This window comes from Arthrobacter sp. 01T425, from assembly GCF_056398725.1.
The window spans coordinates 27,197-45,452 of the sequence record NZ_JBFTPY010000023.1; the positions used below are offsets into that span (position 1 = coordinate 27,197).

Below are 18,256 nucleotides of genomic sequence, written 5' to 3' on the forward strand. Positions count from 1 at the left end.
ATGACGCTCAACAAGTTCAACCTTCCCGACGTCGGCGAAGGGCTGACAGAGGCCGAAATCGTCGCCTGGAAGGTCAAGGCCGGCGATACCGTGGCCGTCAACGACGTCCTGTGCGAGATCGAGACGGCCAAATCCCTGGTGGAACTGCCCTCACCCTTCGCCGGGACCGTCACCGAACTGCTGGTGCCCGAGGGAGTCACGGTGGATGTCGGCACGCCGATCATCAGCGTGAGCGACGCCATCGACGCCCCGGCGCCGGCCGCCGCGGCACCCGCCCCGGCGCCTGTAGCCCAGGAGCAGGCTGCCGCCGCGCCCATGTACGGCACGCTTCCGGCTGATGACTCCGACGCCGGCGAACCAGCCGGGCGCCCGGCCGGCGGGCCGCTCGTGGGCTCCGGTCCCAAGGCCGACGCCGTCAAGCGCCGGCGGCGGATTTCCGCCCCTGCGGCAGCCGGCCACGACGCCCCGTCCGCCGCGGCAGCCACCGGCGCTGCCGCCCCGGTGGTGGAGCAGGTGGGGGTGGAGGCCCACGACATATGGATCAACCCGGACGCGGCCAGCCGCCCTGCCGACGCGGCCACGGGCCCCGCCGGCTCCGTTGAGGCGCGCCCCACCTTCGGCGGTGCCATCAGCGGCCTGGTCGGCAAGGTGCTGGCCAAGCCGCCGGTCCGCAAGATCGCCCGGGACCTCGGGATCAACCTGGCCGATGTCGTGCCTACCGGCGCCCGCGGTGAAGTGACCCGCGAGGACCTGGTGAGCTACCAGGCCCAGCGGGACGCCGAGGTGGACAAGGCGGACTCGTTCTGGGGCAAGTCCGGCCGCCCGCAGGACCAGCGGATCGAGCGGATCCCGGTCAAGGGAGTCCGCAAAGCCACCGCGAAGGCCATGGTCGAATCCGCGTTTGCCGCGCCGCACGTCAGCATCTTTGTCGACGTCGATGCCAGCCGCACCATGGAATTCGTCAAACGCCTCAAGGCCTCCCGCGACTTCGAAGGCATCAAGGTCTCCCCGCTGCTGATCCTGGCCAAGGCGGTCATTTGGGCCGCGGCGCGAAACCCGAGTGTCAACGCAACGTGGGTGGACAACCCGGACGGCAGCGATTCCGCGGAGATCCACGTCAAGCACTTCATGAACCTGGGCATCGCGGCCGCCACGCCCCGCGGGCTGATGGTGCCGAACATCAAGAACGCCCAGGACCTCTCGCTCAAGCAACTGGCCCTGGCCCTGAACGAGCTCGCCACGACGGCGCGGGCCGGCAAGACCCAGCCTGCCCAGATGCGCGGCGGCACGCTCACCGTGACCAACATCGGCGCCCTCGGGATCGACACCGGAACGCCGATCATCAACCCTGGCGAGGTCGCCATCGTGGCGTTCGGCACCATCAAGCAAAAGCCTTGGGTCCTGGACGGCGAAGTCATTCCGCGTTGGATCACCACCCTCGGCGGCTCCTTCGACCACCGCGTGGTGGACGGCGACCTTTCGGCCCGCTTCATGGCCGACGTCGCCGCCATCCTGGAAGAGCCGGCCCTGCTGCTGGACTAGCCGGCGAAACCGGCCACGAAACCGGCCGCGAAACCGCAGAACCCCGCCGCTGAACCTTTCAGCGGCGGGGTTTCTCAGTGTTGGGGTTTCTCAGTGGCCAGCCTGGCCCGGGCCGCTCAGTTTCCCGAGTATGCGGTCAGGATCTGGACCAGCGCGGGATCGCCGCTCATGCCGGCGAGGGCGGCCGAGGCGGCAAACATCAGGCCCGCGAGCCCCGCGCAGCACGCGCTGATTCCCGTCAGGAACTTCCAGTCCTCCCGGAACACGCTGCGCAAGGTGTCGGGCATGCGCAGTCCCGGGGCAATCAGGTTGGGTGCGCTGTCCGTCGATCCGTCGTCCAGGAACGCGACAACGCGACCGGCACCGCGGTCCACGCGCATGGCGCTGATGTGGTTGCCGTGCCGGGCCAGCAGGATGTCGTGGCCAACCAGCTGGCGGCGCTGAAGAGTGATCATGGGGCTCCCTTGGTAGGTGGGTTCTCGGACGTCCGCACCATCGCAGGGCACCTCCCATTTTACTGAGCCGGTCCGCGCCGGGCGGCCCGCTGGGCGGTGAGGCTGCCCACGACAAAGGGTGATCCTCATCAAGTCCGGACACGGCCACGACCGGACACAGCCAAGTCCGCGCCCTCCTGTCCCGCGGCTACGCCCGGCACTAGAGTGGCACCAGCCGCCGACAGCCCGGGCGGAAGCGGATCAAAGGAGATGTTGCGTGTTTTCAAGCCCGTACCCCGACGTCGATGTTCCCAACCTCGGCATTTACGACTATCTCTTCGGCGCTCTGGCAGAGGAGGACCTGGACCGGGTCGCCGTCGTCGATGGCGCCAGCGGTGCGGAGACCACCTACCGGGCGCTGCGCGGGCAGATCGACGCCCTCGCCGGTGCCGTCGCCGCCCAGGGCCTGGGCGTGCACGGCGTGGCCGCCATCCTGTGTCCCAACGTCCCCGCCTTTGCGACCGTCTTCCACGGCCTGCTCCGGGCAGGCGCAACGGTCACCACCATCAACGCCCTGTACACGGCCGACGAGATCGCCACCCAGCTCACCGACGCCGGCGCGGACTGGCTCTTCACCGTATCGGCGCTGCTGCCGGCCGCCCGGGAGGCCGCCGAAAGGACCGGGATCCCTGCCTCACGGCTCGTGGTGCTCGACGGCGCCGACGGCCACCCCTCGCTGGCCGACTTGCTCGCCATGGGCGCACCGGCCCCCCGCGTCTCGTTCGATCCCGCCACGCATGTGGCCGTGCTGCCCTACTCCTCCGGCACCACCGGCCGGCCGAAGGGGGTCATGCTCAGCCACCGCAACCTCGTCGCCAACGTGGAACAGGCCAGGGGTCTGCTCGACGTCGGCCCCGAAGACCGGGTCCTGGCGCTGCTCCCGTTTTTCCACATCTACGGGCTGACCGTGCTGCTGAACCTCGCGCTGCGCCAGCGGGCCAGGCTTGTGACCATGCCCCGGTTCGACCTGCCCGAGTTCCTGCGGATCATCCAGGACCACCGGTGCAGCTACCTGTTCATCGCACCTCCCGTGGCCGTGGCGCTGTCCAAGCACCCGCTCGTTGCCGAGTACGACCTCGGCTCGGTGCACACCACCCTTTCCGGCGCGGCACCGCTGGACGGCGAACTTGGCAAGCGTCTGGCCGAACGCCTCGGCTGCCAGGTCCTGCAGGGCTACGGCATGACCGAGATGAGCCCGGTATCGCACCTCATTCCGCGCGGAGGCCGCGATGGGCTCAGAGTCCCCGTCAGTTCCGTGGGGTATACGGTGCCGAACATGCAGTGCCGCCTCGTGGACCCGGCCACGGGGGAGGAGATCCCGGTTCCCGCGGAAGGGACCAGCGCGCCGGGGCACCTGTTGTGCCGCGGGCCGAATGTGATGCTCGGCTACCTCAACCGGCCGCAGGAAACCGCGGACACCCTGGACGCGGACGGCTTCCTGCGCACCGGGGACATCGCCACGGTGCGGGCGGACGGGGTGGTGACGGTCGTGGACCGGCTCAAGGAACTGATCAAGTACAACGGCTACCAGATCGCCCCGGCGGAACTGGAGGCGCTGCTCCTCACCCACCCCGGCATCGCCGACTCCGCGGTGGTCGGCTCCCTCGACGCCGACGGCCAGGAAGTGCCCAAGGCGTTCGTGGTCCGCCAGCCGGGCGCGGACGGCGATGCCTTGGACCTGGCGGGCGTCATGGACTTCGTGGCGGCCCGGGTGGCGCCGTTCAAGAAAGTCCGACAGGTTGAGTTCATCGACGCCGTGCCGAAATCCGCCTCAGGAAAGATCCTGCGGCGGATGCTTGGGTCTGCAGGCTCAGACACCGGCCAAGCCGCCGTGCCGGCAGCGGCACCGAAGCAGCAGTAGCGCCTCAGTCGGCGTCGGTCTTGGCGATGTAGACGTCACAGGGGGCGTTGTGGGCCACGCTGTTCGCAACGCTCCCCAAGACCCGGCCGATTCCGCTCATGCGCCGGTTGCCGACCACGATCATCAAGGCACTCGTCCGTTCGGCTTCCCGGATCAGGGCCTCGGCCGGCTTGCCCCGCGCGGCGGCGTACGTGACGGTGATGTCCGGGCGGCGCAGGCCTTCCGCGACCGAGCGCGCAACCGTTTCCGCGTTGCCGGCGTCGGAAACGATCCACTGGTCACTGCCGCTGCCGAAGACCTGTGTCTTGTCGCTGTCAAAGGCGCTGACCACATGAAGTGTCGCCCCCACGGAAACTGCGAGGTCGCGCGCGGTGTGCGCCGCCCGCAGTGCAGTTTCACTGCCGTCGACGCCGACAACGATTATTCCGGTCATGGACCGCTCCTCTTTCAACGAGTAATGCTGTTTAGTGTGCCTGGCCGATCAACTGGCCCCAGCGCGCCCCAGTCGAGGCCCCGCATGGATCCTGCCGGTGTTCACGCTACAGGGCGGCCAGGGCTTCCCGCAGGACCGGCGCGAGCCGCCGCACACCCTCGCGGATCGATTCGGGCGGCACCGCGCTGAACGCCAGCCGGATCTTGTTCGACGGGTCGTCCGAGTTTGTGAAGGCCGCTCCCGGAATGAAGACGACGCCGGCGTCGATGGCCTTCCTCAGTAGCGGGTAAGTATCCACGCCGTCGGGCAGCGTAACCCACACGAAGAAGCCGCCCTCGGGGCGCGTCCAGGTCAGTCCCTCCGGCATGTAGTCGGCCAAGGCGGCCAGCATTGCCTCGCAACGTTCCTGGTACAGCCCCCGGTACGTCTCGATCTGGCCGCGCCAGTCGTAGTCGCGCAGATAGGCCGACACCAGCATCTGGTTCAGCGTCGGCGGGCACAGGGTGACGGCCTCCGACGCCAGGTAGTACCTGCGCTGCAGGTGGGCCGGGACCAGGGCCCAGCCGATCCGCAGGCCCGGGGCGAAGATCTTGGAAAAGGACCCCATGTAGATGACGTCATCCGGGTTGGCCGCCCGCAGGGGGGTGAGCGGCTTGCCGTCGAAGCGGAGCAGGCCGTAGGGGTTGTCCTCCAGCACCAGAATATTCGCGCGACGGCATATATCCACCACGGATGGCCGGCGTTCCGCGGACAGGGTGATGCCGGACGGGTTGTTGAAGCTGGGAATGGTGTAGAGGAACTTGACGTTCTTGCCCGCGGTCTGGAGGGCGGCGATCTTTGCCTCCAGCAGATCAGGGATGATGCCGTCACCGTCCATCGGCACCGTTTCGACCTCCACCTGGTAGGCCTCGAAGGTGTTGAGGGCCCCGACATAGGTGGGGTCCTCGACGAGGACCACGTCGCCCGGATTGCAGAAAACCTTGGTGGCCACATCCTGCGCGGACTGCGAGCCGGCCGTGATGACGATGTTCGCGGGGTCGGCGTCCAGGATCCCCTCTGCCGCCATGACCTCGCAGATCTGGATGCGGAGCTCTTCAGTGCCTTGGCCGCCGCCGTACTGCAGGGCGGTCATCCCCTGCTCGGCGATGATCTTCGCGGCGGTCTGGCCCAGGCGTTCCAGCGGCAGGGACTGCAGGTAGGGGCTGCCCCCGGCGAGGGAGACGAGGCCGGGGCGCATCGAGATGTCGAAAACATCCCGGACCGCCGACTGCTTGATATTTGCTGCGCGCTCCGAGAACAGGATCTCGTGGCGGTGGGCGGACGTAGCCGCACGTTCGATTGCGTCAATGGCCTCGGCCGGAAGTACTGCTGCGGCGGCATCAAGTGTTTCGTGGGTCACAAACCCAAGGATACTACCCGTGTTGTCTTGGGGGAAACGATTGTTTCCAAATCATGCCCGGGCCGAAAGCGACCGGGCTGCTCCGGGCGGCCCGAGGCCCCCGGCAGCCGTGTGCTGCCGGGGGCCCGGGAGGTATCTGGAGCGGAGTGCGGGGTTCGGAAGCTTACGCCGCTTCCGCAGCGGGAGCCTCGGCCAGCGCGTCGAACACGCCCTTGATCTGCTCGACAACTTCGGCGTCGTCCTTGGGGTGAACCTCGGCGAAGCGGACCATCGAGCCCGGGACTGCCAGCTTGACGTTTTCGAGGACCTGGGCGCCGGCGATGCCGACGGCCTTGCGGGCCTCGTCCTGGGCCCATACGCCGCCGAACTGGCCAAAGGCGGTTCCGACAACCGCGGTGGGCTTGCCGGACAGGGCGCCTGCGCCGAAGGGGCGGGACAGCCAGTCGATGGCGTTCTTCAGCGATGCCGGGACGGTGCCGTTATGCTCCGGCGTGACCAGCAGGATGGTGTCGGCCTCGTTGGCGGCGGCCCGCAGGGCGGCGGCGGCCGCGGGCACCTGGCCTTCGACGTCGATGTCCTCGTTGTAGAAGGGGATGTTGCCCAGGCTCTCGTGAATGACCACGTCCACCTGTTCCGGGGCGTTGAGCGCGATGGCCTCGGCCAGCTGCAGGTTGGTGGAGCCGGCGCGAAGGCTGCCGACGAGAGTGAGGATGGTCTTCTTGGACATGTGTACTCCTGTGCATCACGCCGCGGGGTGATTCCGGCGGCTGGTGGATCGTGAGGCTTTGGGGGCCTTCACCCATCCTAAACGGACTGCGGTCCGGTTATATTCCGGGGCGCTAGAATCAGCGGTGTGAGCCTCATTCCGATCCGTCCCGGTGCCCAGTCCGGGGCAGGGCGCCCCGTCGCGCCCGCCGCAGAATCAGCGCGCAGCGACGCGATGCGCAACAGGGAGCTCCTGCTCTGCGCCGCCCGGGAAATCGTTGAGGAATCCAGCGCCGACGCCCTCACCATGGACCGGCTGGCGCAGCGCGCCGGAGTTGGAAAAGGGACGGTCTTCCGGCGGTTCGGCAGCCGTGCCGGGCTGATGATGGCGCTCCTTAGCGACGCCGAGGCCGAATTCCAAGGCCGGTTCATGTTTGGTCCGCCCCCGGTAGGTCCCGGCGCGCCGCCCCTGGAGCGGCTGATCGCCGTGGGCGCCGCCCGCATTGACTGGATCCTGGAATTCGGGGAGCTGGCGCGGGCCGCCGACGCCTCGGTCCACAACAGGTTCGATGTCCCGCCGGCCGTCCTCTGGCGCCGTCATCTCGAGATGCTGCTGCGCGAAGCCGGCGTGACGGCGGACCCGTGGGTCATGGCGTCGGCCCTCGGGGCGTCGCTGGAGCCGGAACTGCTGCTTCATTCCGTCGGCGTGCACGGGATTGCGCCGGAGCGCCTTGCGGACACCTGGCGGGAGCTTGTCACGCGCGTAGTGTGCGGCTCCTAGCGGCGCAGCCGGTTCCGTGGTCCAAATCCATTCCACGGAGTTATTCATAACGATCTGTAGCGAAGCCGCCGTGTCGCGGCCCGTGAGAGCCCGGCGGAGCCCGGCTAATGTGATAGCTTCCTCTGGAATGTGACCCGCAACATAGCCCACAAGGGCTCAGCCGCAAGGCATGCGGGCGGCCGGAAACCAGCTGGCCCATACTCCCGAACCGGCTGCGGAACCCGCTGCCGGATGGGGACGACGGAAGGATCGACGTTGTGAATAATCTTGTCCCTGGCACAGGCGGGCCCGCCCGTGCGGCCGCAGCCGTGACGCACGGATCTGCTCAGGCAACGGCGATCCAGAACTAGCCGCTCCATGCTTCGATATCTCGCCAAACGTGCGCTCACGTATGTCTTCATGATCTTCCTGACCACCAGTGCCGGCTATCTCCTGGCTGTGAGCACGCTGCAGCCGGCGCTGCTTGAGCAGGAGCGGATTCCGCGGCCCACGCCCGAGCAGGTGGTCAATTCCTTCCGGCTCAAGGGGCTCGATCCCACCCTCAACCCGTGGGAGCGCTACGTCGACTGGCTCACCGCCATTCTCACCCGCTGGGACTGGGGACGGAGCCCCAACGGTGCCTTCATCAACGCCGAGTTCGGCGACCGGGTCTGGATCTCAACCCGGCTCTTCCTGGCCTCGATCATCCTGACCCTCGTGATCGGCGTCGCCCTCGGCGTCTTCACCGCGGCCCGCCAGTACAAGGCCTCGGACCGGGCCATCACCTCGTACAGCTACCTCATGTACATCGTCCCCGCACCGATCGCCTACTTCCTGGTGCAGCTGGGCGCCATCAACATCAACGAGTCGGTCGGGGAGCGGGTCTTCTTTGTCACCGGCATCTCCACCCCGGGTCTGGACGGCGACGGCTGGGCCCAGTTCGTCGACATGCTCGCCCACTACGCCGTGCCCACGTTCGCCATCACGATTGTGGGCTGGGGCGCATACCAGATCGCCCAGCGCCAGTATCTGCTGGACAACGTCAACGCCGACTTCGTCAGGACGGCGCGGGCCAAGGGCCTGACCCGCAACCAGGCCATCAGCCGGCACGCCCTGCGGGTGTCCTTCATCCCCGTGGCGCAGAGCATTGCGTTCACCATCCCGGCCATCTTCGCCGGCGGCTTCTTCGCCGAGAAAATCTTCGCCTGGCACGGCGTCGGGTCCTGGTCCATCGACTCAATTGCCCTGCAGGACGTCAACGCGGCCACCGCGACCCTCGCCTACGGCTCCGTCATCTTCGCGGTCGGAGCGATCCTCGCCGACTTCGCCACCACGCTCGTGGACCCGAGAGTGCGGGTGCAGTAATCATGACCAACCTCAACACGATTGACCCAGCCGCCGTCCTGGACGAAGGAAAGTTCGGCGACGACGAGGTCGTGATCGGCAAGTCGCGGATCATCCTGCGGCGCTTCCTGCGCAACCGGACAGCGGTCGCCGGCCTCGCCATCTTCCTGGCCCTGACCCTCTTCTCCTTCATCGCCGGCTTCTTCGGCAGCTGGGACAAGGAGACCATCGACCCCTTCAACATCGGCATGCCGCCCTCCGCGGAGCACCTGCTGGGCACCTCCCAGGCCGGGATCGACCTCTACGCCCTTACCGTCGAGGGCACCAGGGTCTCCATCCTGATCGGCGTCGTCGTCGGCCTCGTCTCGGTGCTGATCGCCGCCGTCTACGGCTGCACCATGGCGTTCTTCGGCCGCAAGGTGGACAAGGTCATGCTGTTCATCCTCGAAGCCCTGATCATGATGCCGGCCCTGCTGGTTGTCGCGGTGGCCACGAGCGGCGGCGCCAACGGCCTGAAGAACACCGTCCCGAGCTGGCTGCTGCTCATCATCGTGCTGCTGGTCTTCAGCTGGATGGGGACCGCACGCCTCATCAGGTCCCTGTCGCTCTCCCTCATGCAGCGTGACTTCGTCAAAGCCTCCCAGTACATGGGCATCCCGCCGCGCCGGATCGTCTGGCGCCACCTCGTGCCGAACATCGGCTCCCTGCTGGTCCTGGAAGTCACCCGCGGCGTCACTGGAGCCATCCTCGCCGAGGTCGCGTTCTCCTTCATCGGCATCGGCATCAAGGTCCCCGACGTGAGCCTGGGCGTCCTGATCGGCCAGTCGACCTCCCAGGTTTCCACCTTTCCGTGGATGTTCTGGGCGCCCCTGATCGTGATGTTCCTGCTGACCGGCTCGCTCGCCATGATGAACGACGGCCTCCGCGACGCGTTCGACCCCAGCTCCAGCTCCGTTGGCCGCGCCAAGAGGAGCAAGGCCACTGGCAACGCCACCGGCGGCGCCACCGGCAAGACACAGAAGAAGAGCAAATGACCAGCAACACCACCGCACGGGACACCGCGCAAGGGACCGCCGAGCGCCTCCACTCCGCCGGGCTGCACGCCCCCACGAGCGCGGTCCTCTCCGTCCGGGACCTCAACGTCCGCTTCAACACGGAAAACGGCGTGGTGCACGCGGTCCGCGGCGTCGACTTCGACGTGATGCCCGGCAAGACGCTGGGCATCGTGGGCGAGTCCGGCTCCGGCAAATCCGTCACGTCCATGGCGATCATGGGCCTGCTGCCCCCGACGGCGGAAATCACCGGTTCGGTCCGGCTGCAGGGCAAGGAGCTCCTGGGGCTCAGCGACAAGGCCATGTGCCGCCACCGCGGCAGCGACCTCGCCATGGTGTTCCAGGACCCGCTGTCCTCCCTGACCCCGGTCTACACGGTCGGCACCCAGATCATCGAGGCCCTGACCGTCCACAACCCGACCATGAGCAAGCAGGCCAAGGAGGCACGCGCCGTCGAACTCCTGGGGTTGGTCGGCATCCCCAGCCCGAAGGACCGGCTCAAGGCCTTCCCGCACGAGTTCTCCGGCGGCATGCGCCAGCGCGTCATGATCGCCATCGCGATCGCCAACAACCCGCGGGTTCTGATCGCCGATGAGCCGACGACGGCGCTGGACGTCACCATCCAGGCGCAGGTCCTCGAGGTGCTCCACGCCGCCCAGGAGGAGACCGGCGCCGCGGTCGTCATGATCACGCACGACCTCGGCGTGGTCGCCGGCATGGCGGACGACATCATGGTGATGTACGCGGGCAGGCCGGTGGAGACCGGCAGCGTCGATGACATCTACTACAGCCCGCGGATGCCGTACACGATGGGCCTGCTCGGTGCGGTCCCGCGCGTGGACGTCGCGGAAAAATCGTCGCTGGTGCCGATCGACGGCATCCCCCCGAACCTCACCCAGCCGCCCACCGGCTGTTCGTTCGCGCCGCGGTGCCCGCTGGCCAGCGAGGCCTGCCTCGACGGCGAACCGGACCTTCGGGCGGTGGCGCCCGGCACCGGGCACAGCGCCGCGTGCATCAAGAGCGAGGCCCTTGCCGACGTCGATGTCCACACGGTTTTCGCCGTCCCGGCCGTGCCGGTATCCCGCTTTGACAGCCTTCCCCGGCACGAACGCAAGACTGTCCTGGAACTCCGCGACGTCAGGAAGCACTTTCCGCTGATGAAGGGCGCCCTGATCAAGCGCAGGATCGGCACGGTGAAGGCCGTGGACGGGCTGAGCTTCGATATCCGTGAGGGCGAGTGCTTCTCGATCGTGGGGGAGTCGGGCTGCGGAAAGACCACCACCCTGCTGGAAATCATGGAATTCCACAGGGACCAGGACGGCGAGGTGGTGATCGGCGGGCTGAGCAACAAGCAGGCCGCGGACGCCCGGGCCAAGAGCGCCATGCGCAAGGAACTGCAGATGGTGTTCCAGGATCCCACCGGGGCACTGGATCCGCGCTTCACCGTCTACGAGGTCCTGGCCGAGCCGATGGAAAACCTGGGCATGCCCAAGGCTGCCATCCGGAAGCGGATCATGGAGCTCATGGAGCTGGTGGGCCTGCAGGCGGACCACGTCAACCGGTTCCCCAACCAGTTCTCCGGCGGCCAGCGCCAGCGCATCGGCATTGCCCGCGCCCTCGCGGTGAACCCCCGGCTGGTGGTCCTGGATGAGCCCGTCTCCGCCCTCGACGTATCGGTGCAGGCCGGCGTCATCAACCTCCTGGACAAGCTCCGTGCCGAACTCGGCCTCAGCTACCTCATGGTGGCCCATGACCTCTCCGTGGTCCGGCACATCTCCAACCGCGTTGCCGTCATGTACCTGGGCAAGATCGTGGAGATCGGCGACGTCGACGCCGTCTTCGACAACCCCCGCCACCCCTATACCCGTGCCCTGCTCTCCGCGATCCCGGTACCGGATCCGGAGCTGGAGCGCACCCGCGAGCGGATCATCCTCCAGGGCGACCTGCCCTCGCCGCTGGAAGCGCCGGCAGGCTGCAACTTCGCCACCCGCTGTCCCGTGTTCGCGGCCCTGCCGCCGGCCAGGCAGGAGAAGTGCCTGACCCTGGAGCCGGCCCTCGAAGCGTCCGCCACCGACCAGCAGTTCGCCTGCTTCTACCCGGACGGCGAACTGGACGCGGACATGCTGGTTGTCCACGAAAACCACTGAATCACCGGACCAGCACACCACCCGAGAACCCACGCATCACACTCGCATGAAAAAAATGAAGGGGATCACATGAAAAATCGGACCAGGATCGGCGGCCTCACCGCCGTCGTGGCTGCCCTCGCGCTGACCGCTTGCGGCAGCGGTGGCGCCTCAACCACCGCCCAGAGCGCCAAGGCACAGGATGCCTCCGGCGACCTGAGCAAGCTGGTCAGCGTCAACGCCAAGAAGGCCGCCGACCTGCAGCAGGGCGGTACCGTGACGCTGCCGCTGGGCAACATCGGACCGGACTTCAACGGCTTCTCCAACGCGGGCAACTCGGCGGACAACACCGAACTGCACTACCCGATCGACGAGGCCGGCTACGTGGGCTGCTGGAAGCTGGACTTCGACGGCACCGCCAACCTCAACAAGAACTTCTGCGAAGACTTCAAGAGCGAGGTCAAAGACGGCAAGCAGACCATCACCATCAAGATCAACCCGAAGGCCGCCTACAACGACGGCACCCCGATCAACGCCGCCACGTTCGAGAACACGTGGAAGATGCTCAATGGCCAGAACAAGGACATCGACATCGTCAGCTCCGGGGCCTACGAGTTCATCGACTCCGTCAAGGCGGGAAGCAGCGACAAGGAAGTCGTTGTCACCACCACACAGCCGGTGTACCCGCTCAGTGACATGTTCGGCGGCTTCATCCCGCAGACCGTGAACACTCCCGAAATCTTCAACACCGGCTTCACGGGCGAACTGCACCCCGAGTGGATGGCGGGCCCGTTCAAGGTCGACAAGTTTGACTCCGCCGCGAAGACTGTCTCCCTCGTGCCGAATGACAAGTGGTGGGGCGAGAAGCCGGTCCTGGACAAGGTGATCTTCCGCCAGCTGGAGGCCAGCGCCGAGATCGCCGCCTTCAAGAACGGCGAAATCGACATGGCCGACGGCCGCACGCTGACGAAGTACAAGCAGCTTGAAGGCTCCAAGAACTCCGAGGTCCGCCGCGGCCAGCGCCTCTTCGCCGGCGGCCTGAACCTCAACGCCCTCAAGGCCCCGCTCACTGACGTCGCAGTCCGCAAGGCAATCTTCACCGCCGTGGACCGCCCCGCCATCCGCGCCGTCCGCTTTGGCGGACTGAACTGGGAAGAGAACAGCTCGGGCTCCATGATGCTGATGCCGTTCTCGAAGTACTACCAGGACAACTACCCGGTCAAGGAAACCGGCGCCGACGCGGCCAAGAAGGTCCTGACCGAGGCCGGCTACAAGGCCAACGCCAAGGGCATCATGGAAAAGGACGGCGTCCCGGCGTCGTTCAAGATCACCAACTTCGGTGACGACCCCACCGGCCTCGCCACCGTTCAGACGCTGCAGAAGCAGCTTCAGGCGGCCGGCATGGACGTTGGCATCGACCAGCGCGGTGACGCCGACTTCGGCAAGGTGGTTGGCAGCCGCGACTTCCAGCTCACCATCAGCGGCTACACGGTAGGCGCCGACGCCACCTCCGGCGTGAAGCAGTTCTACGATTCCAAGACCAACGAGAACGAACTCGGCGACGCCGAACTGGACAAGGCCATCAAGGACCTTGCCTCCATCCAGGATGACGCCCAGCGCAACAAGGCCGCCATGGACGTCGAGAAGAAGCACATGGAGAAGTACTTCTCCATGGGCGTGATCATGAACGGCCCGCAGATCTACTTCGCCCGCACGGGCCTGGCCAACTACGGTGCGGCCCTGTTCCAGACCCCGGACTGGAGCGTCGTCGGCTGGCAGAAGAGCTAGTCCCGGCAAGCACCACGCACTAACAAGCAGCACGGCCGAGGCCGGTGCCCCTGGAAGCTTCCGGGCGGCGCCGGCCTCGTTCGATTAAGCCCTGCCGGACAGGCGCCCCGGTGCATGCCCAGCCGGTAGCCTTGGCACCATGAGCAACGATTCAACCCGGCCCATCCGCACCGCCGTCGCCGGTTTCGGCCTTTCGGGCAGCGTCTTCCACGCCCCGTTCATCGCCGCAAACCCGGCCTATTCGCTCGATGCCATTGCCACCTCCGACGCCGCCAGGAGATCTGCCGCCGCACACAGCTATCCGGCGGCCAGGATCGTCGACACCCCGGCCGATATCCTGGAGCTCGCCGGCGAACTGGACCTGCTGGTGCTCGGCACGCCGCCCGCCACCCACTACCCACTCGCGAAAGCGGCGCTGGAAGCCGGCCTCGACGTCGTCGTCGACAAGCCCTTCGCTGTCAGCAGCGCCGAGGGGCAGGAGCTCATCGACCTGGCCGGGCGGCTGGGCCGGGTGCTCACGGTGTTCCAGAACCGGCGCTGGGACGGCGACTTCCTCACCGTTAAAGCCCTCATGGACACCGGAGCCTTCGGCACCGTGAGCCGCTTTGAGTCCCGCTTCGAGCGATGGTCGCCCGACGTCCCCAAAGCATGGAAGGCGGTCGCAACGGCGGACGACGGCGGCGGGGTGCTGTTTGACCTCGGCACCCACCTGCTGGACCAGGCCGTGCAGCTTTTTGGGCCGGCCACGCTCATTCACGCGGAACTGGCGGCCCGGCGGCCCGGAGCCAAGGCGGACGACGACGTCTTCCTGGTCCTGCGGCACAGCTCCGGGGTGACCAGCCACCTGTGGATGAACATGCTGTGCGCCCAGCAGGGCCCGCGCTACCGCATCCTGGGCAGCGAGGGCGGTTTCACCAAGCACGGCGTGGACCCGCAGGAGCCGTACATCCTGGCCGGCGGAAGCCCGCTGGATGCCGACTACGGCGTGGAAGATCCGGACTGGGCCGGGCTGCTGGGGCGCGACGGGCACCTGGACCGGCTACCCACCGAGCGCGGCGCCTACCCCGAGTTTTACCGGATCCTGGCCGCCAAGATCGCCGACGGCGGCGCAAGCTCGGCGCTGCCCGTCCCCGTCGACCCCGCGGGCCCGCTCCAGGTGTTGCAGCTGATCGAGCAGGCCCGGTCCCTGGCCTAGGTTCTCGGCGCGGTGCGGGCTTAAACAGCCATCGGCTGCTCCTAACTGCCCTTCTGAGTGTCCAAAAAAGGGCGGTTTGGGCCCACACCGGCAGGGTTCCCTGGCCGAGCTTGGGAGGCGAGGGGGCCGGTGGGGAGGAGCAGCCGATGAAGTGCTGGCTACGCGGAGATGTGCTGGCTACGCGGAGACCAGCTCGTGCCAGTCGGCGACGAGGGGCAGGTTGTGCGCCTCGGAGACCGAGCGGTGCGCAACCTTGCCGCCGGCGATGTTCAGGCCGGCGGCAAGGGCGGCGTCGCGCTCAAACGCAGCCTTGACACCCAGGTTCGCCAGCGAGACGGCGTAGCGCAGGGTGACGTTGGTCAGCGCGTACGTGGAGGTGTTCGGGACGGCGCCGGGCATGTTGGCGACGCAGTAGAAGATCGTGTTGTGGACCTTGTACGTCGGTTCCTGATGCGTGGTGGGGTGCGTGTCCTCGAAGCAGCCGCCCTGGTCCACGGCGATGTCCACCAGCACGGAGCCGGGCTTCATCCGGGACACGAGCTCGTTGGTGACGAGCTTCGGTGCCTTGGCGCCGGGGATCAGGACCGAACCGATCACGAGGTCGGCGTCGACCACGGACTTCTCGATCTCGTACTTGTTGGACGCGACAGTCTTCAGGCGGCCCTGGTACTGGGCGTCCAGCTCGCGCAGGCGGTTGATGTTGATGTCCAGGATGGTGACGTCGGCACCCAGGCCCAGGGCCATGGCGGCAGCGTTGGTGCCGGCAACACCTGCGCCGAGGACAACGACCTTGGCCGGACGGACGCCCGGGACGCCGCCGAGCAGCACGCCCTTGCCGCCAGCCGGCGCCATCAGGGACGTGGCGCCGACCTGCACGGACAGCCGGCCGGCAACCTCGGACATCGGGGCCAGCAGCGGCAGGGACCTGCCCTCCTGGACGGTCTCGTAGGCGATGGCGGTGACGCCGGAGTTGATCAGGGCCTGGGTCAGTTCCGGTTCGGCGGCCAGGTGCAGGTAGGTGAAGAGGATCAGGCCCTTGCGGAAGCGGTGGTATTCGGCCTTGACCGGTTCCTTGACCTTCAGCACCATGTCGGCGCGGCCCCAGACGTCGTCGGCTTCGGCGACGATCTCGGCACCGGCGATCGCGTATTCCTCATCCGTGATGCCGGAGCCCAGGCCCGCGCCGCGCTCGACGAGGACCTCGTGGCCGTGGGTCCGGAATTCATGGACGCCGGCCGCCGTGATGGCGACGCGGAACTCGTTGTTCTTGATCTCTTTGGGTACGCCGATGATCATTTGTTAGCTCCAGTAGGTGGTGGCCTCGTGGGCCTGGATGAGCGGGGGATTCGTACTTCCAGAATAAATCCCGCTGTGAGGCACGCGACAGGTGCCGCCGCCGGGCGTTGGGCGCCCGACGCGTCATTCCGGGGTTTTTCAAAACCGGGGATAGACATTTGTCGATGGAGCAGGCGTCAGGTGTCGGCTGGTGTCCGTCCCGGCTGCATTCGCAGTGCGGCGGGCGGGGGCAGTAGTCTGGCAGGATGCAGCAGCAGGACGTGGAGCAGCTCGTGGAGCAGGTGGCGCAGCGGCTGGGCCGCGGCCTCTCCCTCGAGGACCTCGACGGTCTGCTCCTCGCCTACAGTTCCAACCAATCCCATGCGGACCGCGTCCGGGTGAACTTCCTGCTCAGTAAGCGTGTCCCCGTGGACGTCATCGCGTGGCAGCTCTCCCACGGGATCGCGACGGCGGTCCGGCCGGTCGTCGTGCCGGCCAACGCGGACCTCGGCATGCTCGGGCGCGTGTGCGTGCCGCTGCTGGTGCGGGGCTTCCGGGTGGGGTACCTGTGGGTCCAGCTCGACGCCGAGGAACCCAGCGCCGCGACCGTCCTCGCCCAGCTGCCGGACGTGGCCCCGGAGCTGGAACAACTGTCCACCCTGCTGCTGGATTCCAATACGGCCGAGTCCGAGTTCCGGCGCCGGCGCGAACAGGAGTTCCTGGCCGCGTGCGCCGGCGAGGCCAACGCGGCGGCGGCCGTCGCGGGCTGGAAAGAGGTCCAGGGCAAGGGACCCTGGCAGCTGGTGACCGTCCTGGACGCGGATGGCTGGGCCGGTGGCTCGGATCCCATCGCCGACACGCTCATTCACCGCTCCGCGGCGCTGCAGGCGACCATCGGGGTGGACGCCGCACTGTTCAGCGCCGGCACGGAGACCCACGCGGTGGTGCTCTTCAAGGAATCCACGGGACGCGCCGACCACGCCCAGGTGCTGGTCCACTACCAACTCGAACTCGCCAAACGCTCCGGGCGCACGGTCCGGCGGATCATCCTGGGCACGTCCGAGGGATTCGCCAAGCCTCGGGAACTGGCCGAGGCCTACCGGCAGTCACGGCAGGCGGCCCAGGCCGCGGCGGTGGATCCCCAGTTGGGCGAGCTCGTCGACTGCCGGGCCACCGGCGTCTACCAGCTCCTGGCCTCGGCCGGCGGCGGCGCGGGAGCCTGGGCAGACGCGGGTTCCGTGTATTTCCGCCTCCTCGAGGACCATGACCGCAACCACGAGCTGCTGCCCGTGCTGGAGCTGTTCTACGACAACGACGGCTCGGTCCAGGAAGTCGCGGCCAAACTGCACCTGCACCGGAGCAGCATCTACAACCGGCTCGGCCGGATCCGCCAGCTGCTGGGCGTGGACCCGTTGAAGGGAATGGTGCGGCTGGAACTGCATGCCGGGCTCAAGGCGCGGCGCTGGGCTGGCCGGCCCAGAATCTAGCGGCGCGCTTAGCCCTCGCGCTTGGAGGGGTCGGCGTCGAGGGCCGGCTTCGCGTCGTGGCCAGCGTCCTGGCCAAGGTCCTGGCCGGGGCGGGCGATGCCGGCGGCACTGCGGCGGCGGGAAATCCGGCTGTCCACCCAGAGCGACACCGCTACGAAAGCGACGCCGCTTGCCAGATACGTGGCGGTGTTGTTCAGGCCCATGGCGGTTCCGAAGATGCCAGCGAGCAGCATGGCGGCGATCCCTGCCACGATGTGCCACCCTCTGAATTTACCCACATTCCAAGCTTAACCCGCGGGATATCAGTGCTTCCGCGCCGGACCGGGATCGTTGCTTGATCCTTATCACTGCTTCATGAAGCACTGGCAGCCTCGTCATCCTGGCCGGCCGGCGTCCCGGCGCCCGCACCGTTCTTCTTCTGCGTTTCGAGCCACGCCATGATGTCGGCCAACCGGATCCGGCGGTGCGTTCCGCGGTATTCCACCGGGATCTCGCCGCGGTCGGTCATGTTCCGCAGATACGTGTGCGAGATCCCCGCAAGCTCCGCGGCCCGGGACGTCGTCAGCATTTCCTCGACGCTGCTGACCGTCACGGCCTCGCCGCGGCTGAAGCGGTCCAGCAGATCGACGACGGCGTCCCGCGCCGCGGGCGGCAGCCGGTGGACGGTGCCGTCCACGAACACCGTGATGTCGTGGCTGCCGTCGAGGGCGTACCTGAGGTTCTGCGCATCCTCGGCCGGGAGGCCGGCCGTCACCCGGGGGGCTATCAGTGCCATGAGTGCATCCTAGCGGCAGC

16 protein-coding genes are annotated in these 18,256 nt (G+C 67.6%); 9 read left to right on the forward strand and 7 right to left on the reverse strand.

Going from position 1 to position 18,256, the window contains the following annotated elements; all coding sequences use genetic code 11:
- Positions 1 to 1,542, forward strand: coding sequence for a dihydrolipoamide acetyltransferase family protein (locus AC1DNG_RS19410; protein ID WP_476888041.1), 1,542 nt, complete (start codon positions 1 to 3; stop codon positions 1,540 to 1,542).
- A 116-nt stretch (positions 1,543 to 1,658) separates the two neighbouring features.
- Here AC1DNG_RS19410 and AC1DNG_RS19415 read toward each other — a convergent pair whose 3' ends face one another.
- Positions 1,659 to 1,997: a hypothetical protein gene (locus AC1DNG_RS19415; RefSeq protein WP_476851437.1), complete on the reverse strand. Its 339-nt coding sequence runs from the start codon at positions 1,995 to 1,997 to the stop codon at positions 1,659 to 1,661.
- Between the two features lie 256 nt (positions 1,998 to 2,253).
- On the opposite strand from AC1DNG_RS19415, the gene AC1DNG_RS19420 reads away from it, so the two are divergent.
- A complete protein-coding gene (locus AC1DNG_RS19420) occupies positions 2,254 to 3,897 on the forward strand; it encodes an AMP-binding protein (RefSeq protein WP_476888042.1) in 1,644 nt (547 codons plus the stop codon).
- A 4-nt stretch (positions 3,898 to 3,901) separates the two neighbouring features.
- On the opposite strand, the gene AC1DNG_RS19425 is transcribed toward AC1DNG_RS19420, so the two are convergent.
- The 3 genes from AC1DNG_RS19425 to AC1DNG_RS19435 all read right to left on the reverse strand — a co-directional run bounded on the left by AC1DNG_RS19425 (position 3,902) and on the right by AC1DNG_RS19435 (position 6,456).
- Positions 3,902 to 4,330, reverse strand: a complete 429-nt coding sequence (locus AC1DNG_RS19425) for a universal stress protein (RefSeq protein ID WP_223914942.1) — start codon at positions 4,328 to 4,330, stop codon at positions 3,902 to 3,904.
- A 106-nt stretch (positions 4,331 to 4,436) separates the two neighbouring features.
- On the reverse strand, positions 4,437 to 5,729 hold the full coding sequence (locus tag AC1DNG_RS19430) for an aminotransferase-like domain-containing protein (protein ID WP_476888043.1): 1,293 nt from the start codon (positions 5,727 to 5,729) through the stop codon (positions 4,437 to 4,439).
- Positions 5,730 to 5,892: 163 nt separating this feature from the next.
- The gene (locus AC1DNG_RS19435; protein WP_018775397.1) at positions 5,893 to 6,456 is read right to left on the reverse strand and encodes an NAD(P)H-dependent oxidoreductase; all 564 of its coding nucleotides are present in this window, start codon (positions 6,454 to 6,456) and stop codon (positions 5,893 to 5,895) included.
- A 126-nt stretch (positions 6,457 to 6,582) separates the two neighbouring features.
- Between AC1DNG_RS19435 and AC1DNG_RS19440 the strand changes: the two genes are divergently transcribed.
- The 6 genes from AC1DNG_RS19440 (at position 6,583) to AC1DNG_RS19465 (ending at position 14,699) form a co-directional block, all read left to right on the forward strand.
- Positions 6,583 to 7,215, forward strand: a complete 633-nt coding sequence (locus AC1DNG_RS19440) for a TetR/AcrR family transcriptional regulator (protein ID WP_476888044.1) — start codon at positions 6,583 to 6,585, stop codon at positions 7,213 to 7,215.
- A gap of 357 nt (positions 7,216 to 7,572) precedes the next feature.
- On the forward strand, positions 7,573 to 8,559 hold the full coding sequence (locus AC1DNG_RS19445; protein WP_028277582.1) for an ABC transporter permease: 987 nt from the start codon (positions 7,573 to 7,575) through the stop codon (positions 8,557 to 8,559).
- 2 nt (positions 8,560 to 8,561) lie between these two features.
- Complete coding sequence (locus AC1DNG_RS19450; protein ID WP_476888045.1) at positions 8,562 to 9,572, forward strand: ABC transporter permease; 1,011 nt, start codon at positions 8,562 to 8,564, stop codon at positions 9,570 to 9,572.
- Positions 9,569 to 11,737 (forward strand): dipeptide ABC transporter ATP-binding protein, encoded by a 2,169-nt coding sequence (locus AC1DNG_RS19455; protein ID WP_476888046.1) that lies wholly within the window; start codon positions 9,569 to 9,571, stop codon positions 11,735 to 11,737. The genes AC1DNG_RS19450 and AC1DNG_RS19455 overlap by 4 nt, the downstream gene beginning before the upstream one ends.
- A 69-nt stretch (positions 11,738 to 11,806) precedes the next feature.
- On the forward strand, positions 11,807 to 13,504 hold the full coding sequence (locus tag AC1DNG_RS19460) for an ABC transporter family substrate-binding protein (RefSeq protein WP_230006921.1): 1,698 nt from the start codon (positions 11,807 to 11,809) through the stop codon (positions 13,502 to 13,504).
- 139 nt (positions 13,505 to 13,643) lie between these two features.
- Positions 13,644 to 14,699: a Gfo/Idh/MocA family protein gene (locus tag AC1DNG_RS19465; RefSeq protein ID WP_476888047.1), complete on the forward strand. Its 1,056-nt coding sequence runs from the start codon at positions 13,644 to 13,646 to the stop codon at positions 14,697 to 14,699.
- Between the two features lie 177 nt (positions 14,700 to 14,876).
- Here AC1DNG_RS19465 and ald read toward each other — a convergent pair whose 3' ends face one another.
- A complete protein-coding gene (gene ald, locus AC1DNG_RS19470) occupies positions 14,877 to 15,995 on the reverse strand; it encodes an alanine dehydrogenase (protein ID WP_079555133.1) in 1,119 nt (372 codons plus the stop codon).
- A 245-nt stretch (positions 15,996 to 16,240) separates the two neighbouring features.
- Between ald and AC1DNG_RS19475 the strand changes: the two genes are divergently transcribed.
- Positions 16,241 to 17,461 carry a PucR family transcriptional regulator gene (locus AC1DNG_RS19475; RefSeq protein WP_223914951.1) on the forward strand — a complete coding sequence of 407 codons (1,221 nt, stop codon included), beginning with the start codon at positions 16,241 to 16,243 and terminating at the stop codon, positions 17,459 to 17,461.
- Between the two features lie 8 nt (positions 17,462 to 17,469).
- On the opposite strand, the gene AC1DNG_RS19480 is transcribed toward AC1DNG_RS19475, so the two are convergent.
- Both AC1DNG_RS19480 and AC1DNG_RS19485 read right to left on the reverse strand, forming a co-directional pair.
- Positions 17,470 to 17,739: a hypothetical protein gene (locus AC1DNG_RS19480; RefSeq protein WP_230006918.1), complete on the reverse strand. Its 270-nt coding sequence runs from the start codon at positions 17,737 to 17,739 to the stop codon at positions 17,470 to 17,472.
- 74 nt (positions 17,740 to 17,813) lie between these two features.
- Positions 17,814 to 18,236 carry a helix-turn-helix domain-containing protein gene (locus AC1DNG_RS19485; protein WP_230006917.1) on the reverse strand — a complete coding sequence of 141 codons (423 nt, stop codon included), beginning with the start codon at positions 18,234 to 18,236 and terminating at the stop codon, positions 17,814 to 17,816.
- Positions 18,237 to 18,256 lie beyond the last annotated feature (20 nt).